13 protein-coding genes and 1 pseudogene are annotated in these 15,221 nt (G+C 75.7%); 5 read left to right on the top strand and 9 right to left on the bottom strand.

Features of this window, described 5'->3' with window-relative positions:
* Together ACFQH9_RS24125 and ACFQH9_RS24120 are read right to left on the bottom strand one after the other, a co-directional pair.
* A partial coding sequence (locus tag ACFQH9_RS24125) for an AAA family ATPase (RefSeq protein WP_379569228.1) occupies window positions 1-1,451 on the bottom strand: 1,451 nt, incomplete at its 3' end.
* Window positions 1,448-2,977, bottom strand: coding sequence for a cobyric acid synthase (locus tag ACFQH9_RS24120; RefSeq protein WP_379569226.1), 1,530 nt, complete (start codon window positions 2,975-2,977; stop codon window positions 1,448-1,450). The genes ACFQH9_RS24125 and ACFQH9_RS24120, both read right to left, overlap by 4 nt.
* 92 nt (window positions 2,978-3,069) lie before the next feature.
* Here ACFQH9_RS24120 and ACFQH9_RS24115 point away from each other — a divergent pair.
* Window positions 3,070-3,735: pseudogene (locus ACFQH9_RS24115) on the top strand (SURF1 family cytochrome oxidase biogenesis protein); the annotation flags it as partial.
* Window positions 3,736-3,767: 32 nt separating this feature from the next.
* Here the strand turns inward: ACFQH9_RS24115 and ACFQH9_RS24110 are convergent.
* A complete protein-coding gene (locus tag ACFQH9_RS24110; protein WP_379569224.1) occupies window positions 3,768-4,922 on the bottom strand; it encodes a cobalamin biosynthesis protein in 1,155 nt (384 codons plus the stop codon).
* 33 nt (window positions 4,923-4,955) lie between these two features.
* Between ACFQH9_RS24110 and ACFQH9_RS24105 the strand changes: the two genes are divergently transcribed.
* Complete coding sequence (locus ACFQH9_RS24105; protein ID WP_379569222.1) at window positions 4,956-5,591, top strand: flavin reductase family protein; 636 nt, start codon at window positions 4,956-4,958, stop codon at window positions 5,589-5,591.
* A gap of 4 nt (window positions 5,592-5,595) precedes the next feature.
* On the opposite strand, the gene ACFQH9_RS24100 is transcribed toward ACFQH9_RS24105, so the two are convergent.
* Together ACFQH9_RS24100 and ACFQH9_RS24095 are read right to left on the bottom strand one after the other, a co-directional pair.
* Window positions 5,596-5,772 (bottom strand): hypothetical protein, encoded by a 177-nt coding sequence (locus tag ACFQH9_RS24100; RefSeq protein WP_379569220.1) that lies wholly within the window; start codon window positions 5,770-5,772, stop codon window positions 5,596-5,598.
* A 189-nt stretch (window positions 5,773-5,961) separates the two neighbouring features.
* Window positions 5,962-7,647 carry an AMP-binding protein gene (locus ACFQH9_RS24095; RefSeq protein WP_379569218.1) on the bottom strand — a complete coding sequence of 562 codons (1,686 nt, stop codon included), beginning with the start codon at window positions 7,645-7,647 and terminating at the stop codon, window positions 5,962-5,964.
* A 159-nt stretch (window positions 7,648-7,806) separates the two neighbouring features.
* On the opposite strand from ACFQH9_RS24095, the gene ACFQH9_RS24090 reads away from it, so the two are divergent.
* Window positions 7,807-8,298, top strand: a complete 492-nt coding sequence (locus tag ACFQH9_RS24090) for a hypothetical protein (protein WP_379569216.1) — start codon at window positions 7,807-7,809, stop codon at window positions 8,296-8,298.
* 150 nt (window positions 8,299-8,448) lie between these two features.
* Window positions 8,449-8,865, top strand: a complete 417-nt coding sequence (locus ACFQH9_RS24085) for an SsgA family sporulation/cell division regulator (RefSeq protein WP_379569214.1) — start codon at window positions 8,449-8,451, stop codon at window positions 8,863-8,865.
* Here the strand turns inward: ACFQH9_RS24085 and ACFQH9_RS24080 are convergent.
* Window positions 8,843-9,475, bottom strand: a complete 633-nt coding sequence (locus ACFQH9_RS24080) for a DUF5709 domain-containing protein (protein ID WP_379569213.1) — start codon at window positions 9,473-9,475, stop codon at window positions 8,843-8,845. The genes ACFQH9_RS24085 and ACFQH9_RS24080 overlap by 23 nt on opposite strands.
* Before the next feature lie 94 nt (window positions 9,476-9,569).
* On the opposite strand from ACFQH9_RS24080, the gene ACFQH9_RS24075 reads away from it, so the two are divergent.
* Complete coding sequence (locus tag ACFQH9_RS24075) at window positions 9,570-10,226, top strand: TetR/AcrR family transcriptional regulator (protein WP_379569212.1); 657 nt, start codon at window positions 9,570-9,572, stop codon at window positions 10,224-10,226.
* A 978-nt stretch (window positions 10,227-11,204) separates the two neighbouring features.
* Here the strand turns inward: ACFQH9_RS24075 and ACFQH9_RS24070 are convergent.
* From ACFQH9_RS24070 to cobF, 3 genes are all read right to left on the bottom strand, one after another.
* Window positions 11,205-11,888, bottom strand: a complete 684-nt coding sequence (locus tag ACFQH9_RS24070; RefSeq protein WP_379569211.1) for an ATP-binding protein — start codon at window positions 11,886-11,888, stop codon at window positions 11,205-11,207.
* 295 nt (window positions 11,889-12,183) lie between these two features.
* Window positions 12,184-13,677, bottom strand: a complete 1,494-nt coding sequence (locus ACFQH9_RS24065) for an AI-2E family transporter (protein WP_379569210.1) — start codon at window positions 13,675-13,677, stop codon at window positions 12,184-12,186.
* A 37-nt stretch (window positions 13,678-13,714) separates the two neighbouring features.
* Window positions 13,715-14,497, bottom strand: coding sequence for a precorrin-6A synthase (deacetylating) (cobF, locus tag ACFQH9_RS24060; RefSeq protein WP_379569209.1), 783 nt, complete (start codon window positions 14,495-14,497; stop codon window positions 13,715-13,717).
* Window positions 14,498-15,221 lie beyond the last annotated feature (724 nt).

Below are 15,221 nucleotides of genomic sequence, written 5' to 3'. Positions count from 1 at the left end.
CGCGAGCGGCGGCCGGGCGCGCCGTCGCCGACGCCGGGCACGGTGAACCGCCGCGCCGCGACCCGGCTCAGCCGGGCGGGGCTGCCGACGGGCATCGCGTTGCCGGCGCCCATCGCCGCCGGACGGTCCTGCGGGGCCTCGGCCGCCTCGGCCGCGTCGGGTCGTGTGGCGCCGCCGGCCCGCTCGGGGCCGGCTCGGTCGGGTCCGGCCTGCTCCGAGGCGGTCTGCTCGGGTCCGGTCCGGCCGCCCGGCGGGGTCGGGGCGGTGGCGGGCTCGGCCTCGTCCCCACCGGCGTCGGGCGCCTCGGCGTCGGGGCCGCCCCCGGGCTCGGCGTCGGGGCCGCCCCCGGGCTCGGTGTCGGGGCTGTCCGGGCCCCGGCCGCCCGGGTCGTCGTCCGGGTCGGGGGGGTCCTCGGGCCCGAGGTCCTCCTCGGCGTCCCGCAGCGCCTCCTCGAGGTCCTTCTCGTCGATCCCCGGCTCGTCGAACGGGTCGCGCCGGCGCCGGTGCGGCAACGCCAGCCGGGCCGCGACCCGCACGTCCTCCTCGGCGACGGCGCCCGCGCCCCGCCACGCCGCGTGCGCCACGGCGGTCCGGGCGATGACCAGGTCGGCGCGCATGCCGTCGACGTCGAACCGGGCGCACACGAACGCGATCCGGCGCAGCTCCCGGTCGCTCAGCCGCACGGCGTCGACCCGGTCCCGGGCGGCGACGATCCGCGCGGCGACCTCGGCGTCGGCGGCGGCCCAGGTCGCGGCGAAGGCGGCCGGGTCGGCCTCGAACGCCATCCGGCGCCGGACGACCTCGACGCGGGTGTCGACCTCGCGCGCGGCCCTGACCTCGACCGTCAGCCCGAACCGGTCGAGCAGCTGCGGCCGCAGCTCGCCCTCCTCCGGGTTCATCGTCCCGACCAGCAGGAACCGCGCCGCGTGCGAGACCGAGACGCCGTCGCGCTCGACGTGCGCGCGGCCCATCGCCGCGGCGTCCAGCAGCAGGTCGACGAGATGGTCGTGCAGCAGGTTGACCTCGTCCACGTAGAGCACGCCGCGGTGCGCCTCGGCCAGCAGGCCGGGCTGGTAGGCGCGGGTGCCCTCGGACAGCGCCTTCTCCAGGTCCAGCGAGCCGACCAGGCGGTCCTCGGTGGTGCCCACCGGCAGCTCGACGAGCCGGGCCGGCCGGCCGGTGCCGGCGCCGCCGGTGTGCGGGCCGTCGGGGCAGGCGGGGTCGGGGGCGTCGGGCGCGCAGCCGAAGCGGCAGCCCTCCACGACCTCGACCGGCGGCAGCAGGGCCGCGAGCGCACGGACCGCCGTCGACTTGGCGGTGCCCTTCTCGCCGCGCACCAGCACGCCGCCGACGCCGGGGTGCACGGCGTTGAGGACCAGGGCCAGGCGCAGGTCGTCGTGCCCGACGACCGCGGAGAAGGGGAAGGTCGTGCTGCTCGCGGTCCTGCTCATCGCCGCGACTCTGCCAGACCGGTCGCCAGCACCGGGAGGTCCGCGGGAGCACCGTGACTGATCACATGCTCGAGTGACGCCAGGTCCAGGTGCTGCTCGACGAGGTCCGCCAGCAGGTCGAGCTGGGCGGTCCGCTCGGCGGCGAACGACGTGGCGGGGGCGGGCCGGAACCCGGACCGACCTGACTGTTCGGCGAGCCGGGCCAGCAGGAGCCGGCGGAACGAGTCGTTCTCCAGCAGGCCGTGCCAGTGCGTGCCGAGCACGGTCCCGGCGTCGGATCCCTCGCCGTCGAGCAGCTGCGGGTCGCCGGAGCGCACCACCCGGCCGTGGTGGATCTCGTAGCCGCCGACCGGGACGCCGAACGCGGTGCCGGTCGGGGTGCCGAGGTGTTTCTCGGCGTCGAACGCGATCTCCAGGTCGAGCAGCCCGAGCCCGGCGACGTCAGCGCCGCCCGGCACCTCCACGCCCGGGTCGGTGATCCGCCGGCCCAGCATCTGGTAGCCGCCGCAGATCCCGAGGACCGGCCTGCCCTCGGCGGCGTGCGCCGCGATCGCGTCGGCCAGGCCCGACGCGCGCAGCCAGGCCAGGTCCGACACGGTCGACTTGGATCCGGGCAGCACGACGACGTCGGCGTCGAGCAGCCGCGACGGCTCGGTCACGTACCGCACGGCGACGCCGGGTTCGCAGGCCAGGGCCTCCGCGTCCGTGGCGTTGGAGATCCGCGGCAGCCGGACCACCGCGACCCGCAGCCACTGCTCACCCACGGGCGGGGCCGGGCGGCCGAGCACCCCGTCGGCGACCGCGGACAGCGAGTCCTCGGCGTCGAGCCACAGCCGGTCCGACCACGGGATCACGCCGAGGGTCGGCCGCCCGGTCAGCGACCGGAGCCGGTCGAGTCCCGGGGCGAGCAGCGCGGGGTCGCCCCGGAACTTGTTGATCACGAACCCGGCGATCCGCGCCTGGTCGGCCGGGTCGAGGACGGCGACGGTGCCGAACAGGTGCGCCAGCACCCCGCCGCGGTCGATGTCCCCCACCACGATCACGGGCAGGTCCGCGGCCTGGGCGAGACCCATGTTGGCGAGATCGGTCGCCCGCAGGTTGATCTCGGCGGGCGAGCCGGCGCCCTCGCAGACGACGACGTCGAACCGCGCGCGCAGGTCCGCGAGGGTCTCCGTGACCACCTCGCGCAGCGCGGCGGTCCGGGTCCGGTAGGACAGGGCGGAGACGTGCCCGTCCGCGCGACCCCGCACCACCACCTGCGAGGTCCGGTCGCTGCCCGGCTTGAGCAGCACCGGGTTGAACGCGACGCTCGGCTCCAGGCCGCACGCGTGCGCCTGCATCGCCTGGGCCCGGCCGATCTCCCCGCCGTCGACCGTGACGACGGAGTTGTTGCTCATGTTCTGGGCCTTGAACGGGGCGACCGAGACCCCGCGCCGGCGCAGCCAGCGGCAGAGGCCCGCCACCAGGGCGCTCTTGCCGGCGTCGGACGTCGTACCCGCCACCAGCAGGGCGCCCCTCGGATCCACGGCGAGCAGTCTCCTCCCAGGAGCGGCGGCAGCGGCCCGGCGGGGTGCGAGGCGGCGGCACCCCTCGGCGGCGGGGCGCCTACCGTAGGGGCATGCGCTTCCTGCTGCGCCCCGGCTGGATCGCCTTCGTGGTGGTGGTCGTCGGCTTCGCCGTGGCGTGCTACACGCTGCTCGCCCCGTGGCAGTTCGGGCGCGAGGAGCAGCGCCAGGCGCAGCAGCACGCGATCGACGTCGCGAACGCCACCCCGCCGGTGCCGTTCGCCCAGCTGGTGCCCGGCACCGCGGTCGACGCCGGCGACGAGTGGCGCCAGGTCACGCTCTCCGGCACCTACCTGCCGCAGGCCGAGGCGCTGGTCCGGCTGCGGGTCGTCGACGGCAAGCCCGCCTCCGAGGTGCTCACCCCCGTCCGGCTCGACGACGGTCGCACCGTCGCCGTCGACCGGGGCTCGATCACCGCGGACGAGGGCACGGCCGTCCCCGACTACCCCGCCGCGCCCGCCGGGCCGGTCACCCTGACCGGCCGGCTGCGCCTCGACGAGGCCGACACCAGCGGCCGCGCCCCCTTCACCGAGGGCGGCCACCTGCAGATCTACGCCGCGAGCTCGCAGCAGCTGGCGAGGGCGACCGGCACGCCGGACATGGTCGACGGGTACGTGCAGCTGGCGGCGGGCCAGCCGGGCGTCCTGACCCCGGTCCCGGTCACGCCCGGCACCACCGGGGCGCCGTTCACCAACGGCTCGTACGCCCTGCAGTGGCTGACCTTCGGCGCCATCGCGATCATCGCGCTCGGCTACTTCGTCCGGCTCGAGGTGCTGCAGCGGCGGGGCGGGCGGGAGACCAGGGCGAGCCTGCGCGACGCCCTCGCCGGCCGCGACCTCGACCCCTCCGCCGACGACGACCCCACCCCCCGGCCGCGGCACCCCGACACGGACGACCGCGACACCCCCGCCCCCCGCTGACCTTCGCCACGGCCCCTGCCGGCGGGCATGATCGCCGCCAGGACCACCGCCGCGCCCGCGGACAGCAGGCCGACCGCGCGCGAAAGGCGGGCGGCGCGGACGAGGTCGGCCGGGACCGGGGCGGGGCCGCTGCCCAGGGCGGGACGGTCCTCCGCGCCGTAGGCGTACTCGGTCCGCCCACCCAGCCGCACACCCAACGCCCCTGCGGCGGCGGCCTCGACCGGGCCGGCGTTGGGGCTGGGGTGCTCGCGGGCGTCGCGACGCCAGGCGGCCAGGGCGGCGCCGGGCCGACCCCCGACCAGCGGGGCCGCGACCGCGGTCAGCACGGCGGCGAGCCGGGCGGGCGCCAGGTTGGCGAGGTCGTCGAGCCGCGCCGAGGCCCAGCCGAAGCGGGCGTGGCGGGGCGAGCGGTAGCCGACCATCGCGTCGAGCGTGTTGACGGCCCGGTACCCCAGCAGCCCCGGCACCCCGGCGACCGCGCCCCAGAACAGGGGCGCCACGACGGCGTCGGACGTGTTCTCCGCCAACGACTCCACCCCCGCCCGGGCCATCCCGGCCGCGTCGAGCAGGGCGGGGTCGCGGGCGCAGAGGTGCGGGATGCGGGCCCGGGCGGCCTCGAGCTCGCCCCGCTCCAGCGACCTCCCGAGGGCCGCGCCCTCGCGCACCAGCGACGTGCCGCCGAGCACGGCCCACGTCGCCACCGCCGTCAGCAGCGCCGCCGGCACGGCCCGCACACCGTGGCCGACCCTCCGCTCCCCCAGCGCACCGGCCAGCACCGCACCCCCGACCAGCACCGCGGTGTAGGCCGCGCCTGCGGCGCGGGAGTCCGCGTACAGCCGGCGTTCCAACCGCGCGGCGACCCGGCCGAAGCCCGCGACCGGGTGCCCGCGCCGGGGATCGGCGAGGACGAGGTCGGCCGCGACCCCCAACGCCAGCCCCAGCGCCCGCGCCGAGCCGGGGGACCGCAGGAGGGAGGGACGCCGCATGCCGGCCACCGTAACCCGGGGGATGATCGGGGCATGCGCACGGACATCGACCCCGGCGAGCTGGGGCACGGCCGCTTCTACAAGCTGCTGACCAGCGTCGTCGTCCCCCGGCCCATCGCCTGGGTCTCCACCCGCTCGGCCGAGGGCGTCGACAACCTCGCCCCGCACTCCTTCTTCACGGTCTCGTGCGTGGACCCGCCGATGGTGCAGTTCACGTCCGTCGGCCGGAAGGACTCGCTGCGCAACGCGACCGACACCGGCGAGTTCGTGGTGTGCCTCGCGAACGAGGCCATGTTCGAGGCGGTCAACGCCACCGGCACGAACTTCCCGGCCGGGGTCTCCGAGTTCACCGAGGTCGGGCTGACCGCGGAGCCGAGCCTGACCGTCGCCCCGCCCCGGGTCGCCGAGTCGCCGGTCGCGCTGGAGTGCCGGCTCGAGCAGGCCCTCGAGCTCGGGGACTCGACCGTCGTGATCGGCCGGGTCCTGCACGCCGCCATCGACGCCGACGCCTTCGAGACGGACGCCCGCGGCCACAGCCTGCCCGCGATCGACCGGCTCCGCCCGCTCGCGCGCCTGGGCCGCAACGAGTGGGCGACGATCGGCAAGGTCCTCGACATCACCCGCATCCCGTACGACGAGTGGCCGGGCCACTACCGCCGGGAGGACTGACCGCCTACCGCCGGCGGGCGTGCAGGTCGGCCGCGCGGGTCGCGATCTGGTGCAGGGTGCACGGCCAGACCACGCCCGAGCCGGCGTTGCGGCAGGCGGAGCAGCGGCCGAGGCGGTCCGGGACGTGCTCGGCGAGCAGCCGTCCGAAGACCTCGGGCATGTCCGCCAGCACGCCCGCCATCGGTCCGCTCCCCGGTCTGTACGTCCCGTCGCCTGCGGCCATCTGTCCCCTCCACGATCCGGTCGTGCGCCGCCGCCGGTGAGGCGGCGACCGCCGGCGGTCGTCCGCCGTCGCGCGGGCCGTGCCGCGGCACGGCCCGACCGCATCAGTACCGGACGGCCGGGCGGCGGCGCCGCCCGGCCACGGCACCTACAGGGTGAACTCGCCCGACGGCGTGGCCTCCGGGTCGGCGTGCAGCTCGCCCTCGCGCCCGCGCAGCTCGACCCGGCGGATCTTCCCCGAGATCGTCTTGGGCAGCTCGTGGAACTCCAGCCGGCGGATCCGCTTGTACGGGGCGAGGTTGTCCCGCGCGAACTGCAGGATGTCCTTCGCGGTCTCCTCGGTCGGCTCGTAGCCGGCGGCCAGCACCACGTACGCCTTCGGCACCGCGAGCCGCACCGGGTCCGGCGAGGGCACGATCGCCGCCTCGGCCACCGCCGGGTGCTCGATCAGCACGCTCTCCAGCTCGAACGGGCTGATCCGGTAGTCGGAGGCCTTGAAGACGTCGTCGGCCCGCCCGACGTAGGTGATGTAGCCGTCCGCGTCCCGGGAGCCGACGTCACCGGTGTGGTAGTAGCCGCCGGCCATCGCCTCGGCGTTGCGCTCCGGGTCGTCCTTGTAGCCGACCATGAGCCCGGTCGGGCGCTGCGAGAGGTCGATGCAGATCTCGCCCTCGTCGGCCTTCTCCCCCGTCGCCGGGTCGATCAGCGCGATCGGGAAACCGGGCATGGGCCGGCCCATGGAGCCGGGCTTGATCGGCGAGCCGGGCGGGTTGGCGATCTGGACGCTGGACTCGGTCTGCCCGAAGCCGTCGCGGATCTTCAGGCCCCAGGCCTTCTCGACCTGCTCGATCACCTCGGGGTTGAGCGGCTCGCCCGCGCCGACCACCTTCGTCGGCGGGGTGCGCAGCCCGGACAGGTCGGCCTGGATCAGCATGCGCCACACCGTGGGCGGGGCACAGAAGCTCGTCACGCCGTACTTGTCGAGCACACCCAGCAGGTTCGACGCGTCGAACTTGGTGTAGTTCATGACGAGCACCGTCGCCTCGGCGATCCACGGCGCGAAGACGTTCGACCACGCGTGCTTGGCCCACCCCGGCGACGAGATGTTGAGATGGACGTCCCCGGGCTCGAGCCCGATCCAGTACATCGTCGACAGGTGGCCGACCGGGTAGCTCTGGTGCGTGTGCTCCACGAGCTTCGGCTTGGCCGTGGTGCCCGAGGTGAAGTACAGGAGCAGGGTGTCCGTGGCCTGCGTGGGCCCGTCCGGCTCGAAGACCGCGGACTTCTCGTAGGCGTCCGCGTAGTCCTCCCAGCCCGAGGGCGCGCCCCGGACGGAGATCCGGGTGTAGTCGCCCGGGACGTCGTCGAACTTCCCCGTGTCGTCCTTGCCGACGATCACGTGCTTCGCGTTGCCCCGGTCCACCCGGTCGCGGAGGTCCTCGGCGGTGAGCAGCGTGGTCGCGGGGATGACGACGGCGCCGAGCTTCATCGCCGCCAGCAGCGTCTCCCACAGCTCCAGCTGGTTGGCCAGCATGAGGATGATCCGGTCGCCGCGGGCGACGCCGCGCTCGCGCAACCAGTTCGCGACCCGGTTGGACCGCTCGGAGAGCTCGGCGAAGGTCCACGAGGCGTCGCTGCCGTCGGCCTCGATGATCCACAGCGCCTTGCGCGCCCCGCGCTCGGGATCCGCGGCGACGGCGTCGAAGTGGTCGAGCGCCCAGTTGAACTCGGTGAGCTCGGGCCAGCGGAAGTCACGCACGGCGGTGTCGTAGTCCGTGCGGTGCGCGAGGAGGAAGTCCCGCGCCGCGTAGAAGGCCGTGCTGCTGTCGGACATTGCACCTCACAGGGTCGGCGGCTCTGCTCTGCGGGAACCCTATGCGAGATCGGCCCGCGCGCCACGTCCGGTCGGGCAGGTCGGGCCGGGTCCCCCGACCCTCGAACGTGGCGGTGCGTCGCGGGCCCGGCGGGGCCCGCCCCCACTAGCGTGCCGCGCGTGGACGGGGCGAAGGCGCGCACGGTCGGCGGACTCCTGGCGGCGGGGGCACTGGCCCTGCTGCTCGCGGCCTGCGGCAGCGGCGCGTCTCCCACCACTCCGGGGGCGAGCGGGCCCTCGCCGTCGGCGGCCCCGCCGTCGTCGGCCCCGGGGGACTCGGCGCCGGGGTCGTCGGTCCCGCGGACGACGGTCCCCCGGCCCGCGCCGACCGCGACGCCCCTGCTCTGGCCGGTCACCGACCTGGCCGCGGCGCAGGAGCTGCAGAGCCGGGTCGACGCCGGCGCGCAGCCGTGGACCCTCGACCCGGAGGAGGTCGCGATCAGCTACGCGACCACCACCTACGGCTGGACCGCTCCGGAGCCGAGGTCCACGGCCCCCGGATCGGTCGACCTCACCGACCCGTCGGGCGGCACCGCCCACCTCACGCTCGTCCAGCCGGTCCGGGCGGGGGCGACGGGCATCTGGGTCGTCTCCACCGCCACCCGCACCTGACCCGTCCGCTCCGACACCGCCGGACGTCGCGGATGCGGTCACCAGAAAGGGTGAAAGGGCCGCGAACCTGCTGCGTTCCGACGGGCCCCGCCGATTCCACCCGTGAGAGCCGCCCACACCGCCGGGCGGCCAGCGCCAGGGAGCCACGCCATGACGACCAGCGACTCGGTCCAGCAGGACATGTTCACCGTGCTGCACGGGCAGCCCGCGCCCGTCGTCACGCGGTGGACGTACACCGCGACCGACCCGTTCGCGGTCACCCTCGCGGTCCGGACCAGGCAGGACCGGTGGGTCGAGTGGCTCGTCGCGCGCGACCTGGTCGTCGAGGCGCTGTCCGGGCCCGCCGGCTACGGCGACATCCGGATGAGCCCGCAGCTGGTCCAGGGCTACGACATCGTCGAGATCGAGATCCGCTCCACCGACGGCCGCGCCGTGCTCGAGGTCGACCGGGACCTGCTGCGGCACTTCGTCGAGTCGTCGGCGGAGCTGGTTCCGCTCGGTGAGGAGTCGGCGGCCCTGGACCTCGACCGGGTGATCGAGCAGATCACCCAGCGCTGCGAGGGCTGATCCCCGCGTCGGCCCCGCCGGCCACGCCCGGCACGCCGCCCGTGTCCGGCTCCGCGTCGATCCGCGCGGCGGCGCTCGGGCGCTCCTGAGGTTCGGTCTCCTCGGCGTAGTCGCGGACCGCGTCCTCCTCCGCCTCGCCCGGCCGCTGGTCCTCGGCCAGCTGCCGCGCGACCTCCGGGTCCTCGGCGGGCGACTCGTCCAGCACCGGCTCCATGTCCTGGTCGAGCTCGTGCATCGCGGCCTCCTCGGCCGACGCGGCCGCGCCGTCGACGCCGACGTCCTCGGCCGCCGTCGCCGGGTCCTCGTCGCCCGGGCCACCGTCGAAACCGGGCGCCCGCGCGGTCAGCCGACCGGTGCGGGTCGTGTCGAAGGACGCGTCCTCGGGCTCCTCGCGCTCGATCCGCTGGTCGAGCGTCTCGCCCTCGCGCATCCCGGCGGCCGTGACCGTCGGGTCGTCGGTGCCGTAGGGCCGGTCGGCCGGGATGTAACCGGCGTCGAGCGGGTCGCCGCCCGACGGACCCGTCATCGCCTCCTCGTTGCCGAGATGGAGGGCCTCCACCAGGTCCGGCGCGGTGTCGAGGCCCTTCTCGTCCGCCTCGTGCTTCGCCATTGTCCTCCGATCTCCCGTTCCGGGCGCCGTCGGCGCCCACACGGTCGCCTACCCCGGACGCCGCCGCCGCACACGCGCCGTGGTCCGATAGGGCATGCCCAGCGACAGCGCCACGGACGGCGGGACGCACGGGCGGACGGCGGGTGGTGCGGACCGTCCGACGGCCGCGTCCCGGCCCGCCCGCCCCCGCGACTCCGCCGCCACCCGGCGCGCGCTGCTGGCGGCCGGTCGGGAGCTGTTCGCCAGCGCCGGCTACGAAGGGACGACGGTCCGCGCGGTCGCCGAGCGGGCCGGCGTCAACCAGGCCCTGCTGTTCCGGCACTTCGGGTCCAAGGAGGGCCTGTTCGCCGAGGCCGTGACGGGGCAGGCCCTCGACCTGCTGCACGACGGGCCCCCGGAGCAGGTGCTCCCCCGCACCCTCGCCGCGATCCTGGCGACCGACGACGGCTCGGCCGACGACGTCGCCCTGTTCCTCGCCGCGCTGCGCTCGGCGGGCAACACCGACGCCGCCGCCACGGTCCGCGAGGAGCTCCGGGTCGCCTACGGCGGCACGCTCGCCCGGCTCGTCGCCACGGACGACCCCGCCGACGCCGACCTGCGCGCCGAGCTCGCCCTCGCGTGGTTGCTGGGGATCGCGCTGCTGCGCAAGGTGATCCGCAGCGAGGCGGTGGTGGCCGCCGACCCCGACGCGGTGGTCGGGCACGTCACGCGGGCGGTCGACGCCCTCTTCGCCCCCGTGGACCAGGGCTGACCCCGCTCGGAGCAGGAGCGATCGCGGCTCCCGGCGCCGGTACCGCCCGGTGGCCGCACCCCCGTCCGACGCGCGGACACACCGGAGGGGCAGGGGGTCGATCGGCCGGCGGCACCTCGACACGCGGCGCACGCCGCTCGGCTCGGCCGGCGCACCTCGACACGCGGCGCACGCCGCTCGGCGTGGCGGCACACCCGAAGGGACCCGACACACCCGCTCGGTCTCGGCGGCACACCCGGCGCGAGCGTCGCACATCCTGTCGACGGGGTGTGACGCGCCGGAACGGGTGTGGCGGTTTCGAACGGGTGCTCCGAGCGGGGCGGATGGACCCAGCGCCGCGCCACCTCACACAACCGCCGGAGCGTGATACACCCGATCGACGGGGTGTGGGAGGCACGCGGCGGGTGTGAGGCCGCGCCGGGACGGGTGTGGCGGGCCGGAACAGGTGCACCCGGCGAGATCGATCGGGTCCGGACGCCCGACCTCGCCCTCCCGCTGATCGCGGCCTCGACCTCGCACAACCGTTCGAGCGCGGTACACCCGGTCGACGGCGTGTGGGAGGCACGCGGCGGGTGTGAGGTTGCGCCGGGAGGGGTGTGGGGGGCCGGAACAGGTGCGCCCGGCGAAATCGATCGGGTCGGACGCCCGACCTCGCCTTCCCGCTGATCGCGGCCTCGACCTCGACCTCGCACAACCGTTCGAGCGTGGTACACCCGGTCGACGGCGTGTGCGAGGCACGCGGCGGGTGTGAGGTTGCGCCGGGAGGGGTGTGGCGGGCCGGAACAGGTGCACCAGCCGAGATCGATCGGGTCGGACGCCCGACCTCGCCCTCCCGCTGATCGCGACCTCGACCTCGCACAACCGTTCGAGCGTGATACACCCGGTCGACGGCGTGTGCGAGGCACTCTGCGGGTGTGAGGCCGCGCCGGGACGGGTGTGGCGAGTCGAAGCAGGTGGAACCTGTTGAGGGTGTCTGGATCAGCGGGCGTGGCGCGGGGCGTGCTCGCCCACGCTCTCCGCACCCGCGTCCGAGCCGACGCTGCCCGCATTCACGTCCGAGCCCGCGGCGCCGAGTGCCGGCTCCGCGATTCCTTCACCCACTCCCAGGTCGGCGGGGCGGCCGAAGGGGTGGCGGAGGAGAACCCGGCTGCCCCGGCCGTCGAAGTGGACGAGCACCGTCTCGACCATGTGCTGCATGAGCAGCATCCCGCGGCCGCCGTTCCGGTCTGCGGTGACGGTGCCGCCCTCGCCCTGGGCGGGCCGCCAGCTGCCGTGGTCGGTGATCTCGATGCAGAGGGCCTCGCCCTCGGTCCAGAGGGTGAGCTCGACGTCGCCGGGCCTGCCCTCCGGGTAGGCGTGTCGGACGGCGTTGGCGACGGCCTCGTCGACCGCGAGCACCACGTCGTCGCGCTGCTCGGCGGTCAACCCCAGCGGGGCGAGCCAGCCGAGGAGCTCGTGCCGGATGTGGGAGAGCCGGTCCGGGCGGGCGGGCCAGCGGCGGTGGACGTACTCGACGGAGTCGGCCACGCCGGTGAGGTCGGCCTCGGCGCGCTCGACGTCGCCGGTCACCTCGGCGAGGACGGCGACGGGGTCCACGCCCGGGGCGTCGGCACCGGCGGCGGGTGCGTCCGGGTGCGGCGGGATCTGTGCCGGACAGGTCATGACGATGAGGGCCTCTCGGTGCGGGGAGCGTCTCGGGCCGAACGCCCCTGGGATGACCCCGAGCACCCACCCCAGAAACACCGCTGGTCGAGCCCTCGCCACCGCTCGTCGCGCCCACCCGGCCGGGAGGATCCGGACGGACCACCGTGCCCGTCCTGCTGGCGGAACCGACGTGCCCGTCCGCTGGCGGAACCGACTGCTGCGAGGTCGGTCCTCCTTGCGGGCCTGCACAGCGACCCGGGCCCGCCGTCGGCCACGCGCCCGTCGTCGGCCGCGCTGACCGACTGCTCCGAGGTCAGGCCTCCGGCGCGGGCCTGCGGACCGGGCCGGGCCCGTCGTCGGCCATGCGGAACCGGCCGGTCCCTCCGTCGGGCTCCGCGCCGGCCGTCCCGTCGGCGGTCGACCCGGACGTCACGCCCCCGGACTGGTCGGCCACGGGCGACCCGGACGGCCCCTCCGGCGCCGCGCTCGGCGGCGCCCCCCGCGCCCCGGACCGCCGGTCGATCTCCTCCCCGATGTACCGCAGCACCTCGGCCGCGACGGCGGCGACCGGCACCGCCAGGAAGGCCCCGGCGATGCCCCAGATCGCCCCGCCCGCGGTCACGGCCAACAGCACGACGGCGCCGTGCAGGTTGAGGCTCCGGCTCTGCAGGATCGGCTGGAGGACGTTCCCCTCGATCTGCTGCACGAGGATGATGATCGCGAGCACGATGAGGGCCGTCGTCACACCCTTGGTCACCAGCGCGATCAGGACCGACAGCGCACCGGCGACCAGCGCCCCGACGATCGGCACGAACCCGCCGAAGAAGGTCAGCACGGCCAGCGGCAGCGCCAGCGGCACGCCGAGGATCACCAGGCCGATGCCGATGAAGACGCCGTCGACCAGCGCCACCAGGGCCTGCGTGCGGATGAACCCGCCGAGGGTCCGCCACGCGCGCTGCAGCACGCCCGCGACGTGCCGCCCCGCCCGCGCACCGGTCACGCCGGTGAGCCAGGGCAGGAACCGCGGGCCGTCCTTGACGAAGAAGAAGGCCAGCACCACGGCGAGCACGAGGTTGAGCAGCCCGCTGGCGAAGGCCGACACCCCGGTCAGCACGCTGCCCGCGATCGTCGACGCGCTGGACTGCAGCTGACGCGTGACCGAGTCGATCATCGCGCCGATCTGGCCCTGGCCGAGGTTGAACGGCGGCCCGGACACCCACTGCTGGATCTGGGCGAGCCCGCCGGTCACGCCGGAGGCGATCTCGTCCGACTGGCCCGCCACCTGCGGCGCCAGCAGGGTGATGATGCCGCCGATCACCAGCAGCGCGCCGACCAGGACGAGCCCTGCGGCCGCGGCCGGCGGGAAGCGGTGCCGCACGAGCCAGCGGACCGGCGGCCGGAGCACGGTCGCGAGGATCACGCCGAGCAGCACCGGCAGCACGATCGACCAGAGCGCACCGACGATCAGGCCGAGCAGGATCGCACCGCAGGCGATCAGGATGATCCGCCAGCTCCAGGTCGCGAGCCAGGTCAGCCCGCCGCCGATCACCGCCCCGCGGTCCGGCTGCCGGGACACCTCGGGGGTCACGGGAGCGGCGGGCGGGGCGAACGACGAGCCGTCCCCGGTGCCGTCGACCACCCCGTCGGCCCTCCGGTCCCCGGCCGTCCCGTCCCGGACGCCGTCGGGGTCGCCGCCGACGGCCGCGCCGCCGAGCCCGGCCCCGTTCGCCGGGATCGCGCGCCCCTCGTCGTCCGGGTGCCCGCGCGTCCCGCGCGCCGCACGACGCGGCCCGCCTCGGTCGGTCACACCGCCACCCCCGTCCCGCTCCACGCGGTCGGCCCGCTCAGCGGTCCCCGGGTCGCCGCCTCAGCAGGTACGTGTCCATGATCCAGCCCTTGCGCTCCCGTGCCTCGGCCCGGAGCCTCACGATCTCGTCACGGACCTCGAGCACAGGACCGGACACCAGGAGCTCGTCCGGGCTGCCCACGTATGCGCCCCAGTACACCTCGACATCGGCGACCTCGGCGTCCGGGAGGCTCGCGAAGGCGGTGCCGCCGTCGAGCATCACGACGATGTCGTCGACGTCCGTGGGCAGGCCGGCCGCGATCCGCCGGCCGGTGGTGATCAGCACGGGCCGCCCGACCCGGTTGAGGATGAGCCGGTGGGCGGCGGCGAGCGCCTGCACGCTCGAGATGCCCGGGTACGAGACGACCTGGATCCCCTCGACGCCCTCGAGCAGCCGCAGGGTGCCGTCGTAGAGGGAGGGATCGCCCCAGACGAGGAAGGCCCCGATCTCGCCGTCGGCCAGCTCCGCGAGCATCGACGCGTAGAGCGACCCCCGCCGGTCCTGCCAGTCGACGACGGCGGCCGTGTACCTCTCCGACCGTCCGGCCTCCCCGGCCCCGGCCTGCCGGTCCCGCTCGGGGTCCGCGGCCTCGACCACCCGGTAGCCGCCGGGTTCGCGATGCCGGTGCAGGATCTCGGTCCGCAGCGCGGTGAGGTCCTCCTTCACCTCGCCCTTGTCGATGACGAAGACGACGTCGACGCGCTTGAGCGCGGCCACCGCCTGCAACGTCAGGTGGTCGGGGTCCCCCGAGCCGATCCCGATCACGTACACCGTGCGCACCGCGACACCCTATGCGGCCATCACCGCCGTCGGGGCCGCGCCCGGTACGCCGGGTTCGTCGCGGACGATCGCGATCTCTCGGCTGCAGCGGCGCGCGGCTGCGGGAGGTCTACGGGTCCGCCCTCGTCCGCCCCGTGGGCGCCGACAGCCGGTCGGGCGCACGACCCCGCCGGGTCCGACGCCGGGAGCGTCGCGGGCCCGCCCGCCGTTACGTCCCACGCGTGTGACCCCGTCCGGCGCCACCGGCCGTGCGGTCCGCGGGAGCAGCGCCCCGTTCGTCGGTCGAGGCCGGGTCGTGACCTGCGTCCGGATCGCCACGAACGGCTTCGGCGGCGGGAAACGACATCTCGTCCCTCGGACGACGCCGCTCGGCGCGCCGGGGGGCCGAACGGCCCGCACGACGATCACGGGCCGGTTACGGTCGGTCCCGCCGGTGGGAAGGACGTCCACCGGCACGCCCGGTCGGCCCGTCCCGCCTGCCCGCCGACACTCCCCCGGGCGCCCACCCCCGGCACGGGGCAGGCGCGGTGCGGTTGCTCCCCGGCTCCCCGCATGCCCGCGGACGGCGAGGAACGACGCATGCCCGACACGTGTGTGGCACCGCGCCCGGTGTTCGTGCCGAGCTCCCGGCACAGCGCCGAGGACCGGTCCGACGGCCAGGGTCGGTCCGCCGCCGACCTGATCGCCCGGCTCACCGGGACGACCACTCCCCCGCCCTCCGGCG

Origin of the sequence: Pseudonocardia lutea (assembly GCF_042658055.1) — a bacterium.
In the GTDB taxonomy this organism is placed as follows: domain Bacteria; phylum Actinomycetota; class Actinomycetes; order Mycobacteriales; family Pseudonocardiaceae; genus Pseudonocardia; species Pseudonocardia lutea.
This window is presented reverse-complemented; position numbering and strand designations above follow the sequence as displayed.

Bases quoted from the DNA above. Each gene is read 5' to 3' on its own strand.
- ACFQH9_RS24110 (WP_379569224.1), bottom strand. From the start codon at position 4,922: ATGCGGCGTCCCTCCCTCCTGCGGTCCCCCGGCTCGGCGCGGGCGCTG.
- ACFQH9_RS24105 (WP_379569222.1), top strand. From the start codon at position 4,956: ATGCGCACGGACATCGACCCCGGCGAGCTGGGGCACGGCCGCTTCTAC.
- ACFQH9_RS24100 (WP_379569220.1), bottom strand. From the start codon at position 5,772: ATGGCGGGCGTGCTGGCGGACATGCCCGAGGTCTTCGGACGGCTGCTC.
- ACFQH9_RS24095 (WP_379569218.1), bottom strand. From the start codon at position 7,647: ATGTCCGACAGCAGCACGGCCTTCTACGCGGCGCGGGACTTCCTCCTC.
- ACFQH9_RS24085 (WP_379569214.1), top strand. From the start codon at position 8,449: ATGACGACCAGCGACTCGGTCCAGCAGGACATGTTCACCGTGCTGCAC.
- ACFQH9_RS24080 (WP_379569213.1), bottom strand. From the start codon at position 9,475: ATGGCGAAGCACGAGGCGGACGAGAAGGGCCTCGACACCGCGCCGGAC.
- ACFQH9_RS24075 (WP_379569212.1), top strand. From the start codon at position 9,570: ATGCCCAGCGACAGCGCCACGGACGGCGGGACGCACGGGCGGACGGCG.
- ACFQH9_RS24070 (WP_379569211.1), bottom strand. From the start codon at position 11,888: ATGACCTGTCCGGCACAGATCCCGCCGCACCCGGACGCACCCGCCGCC.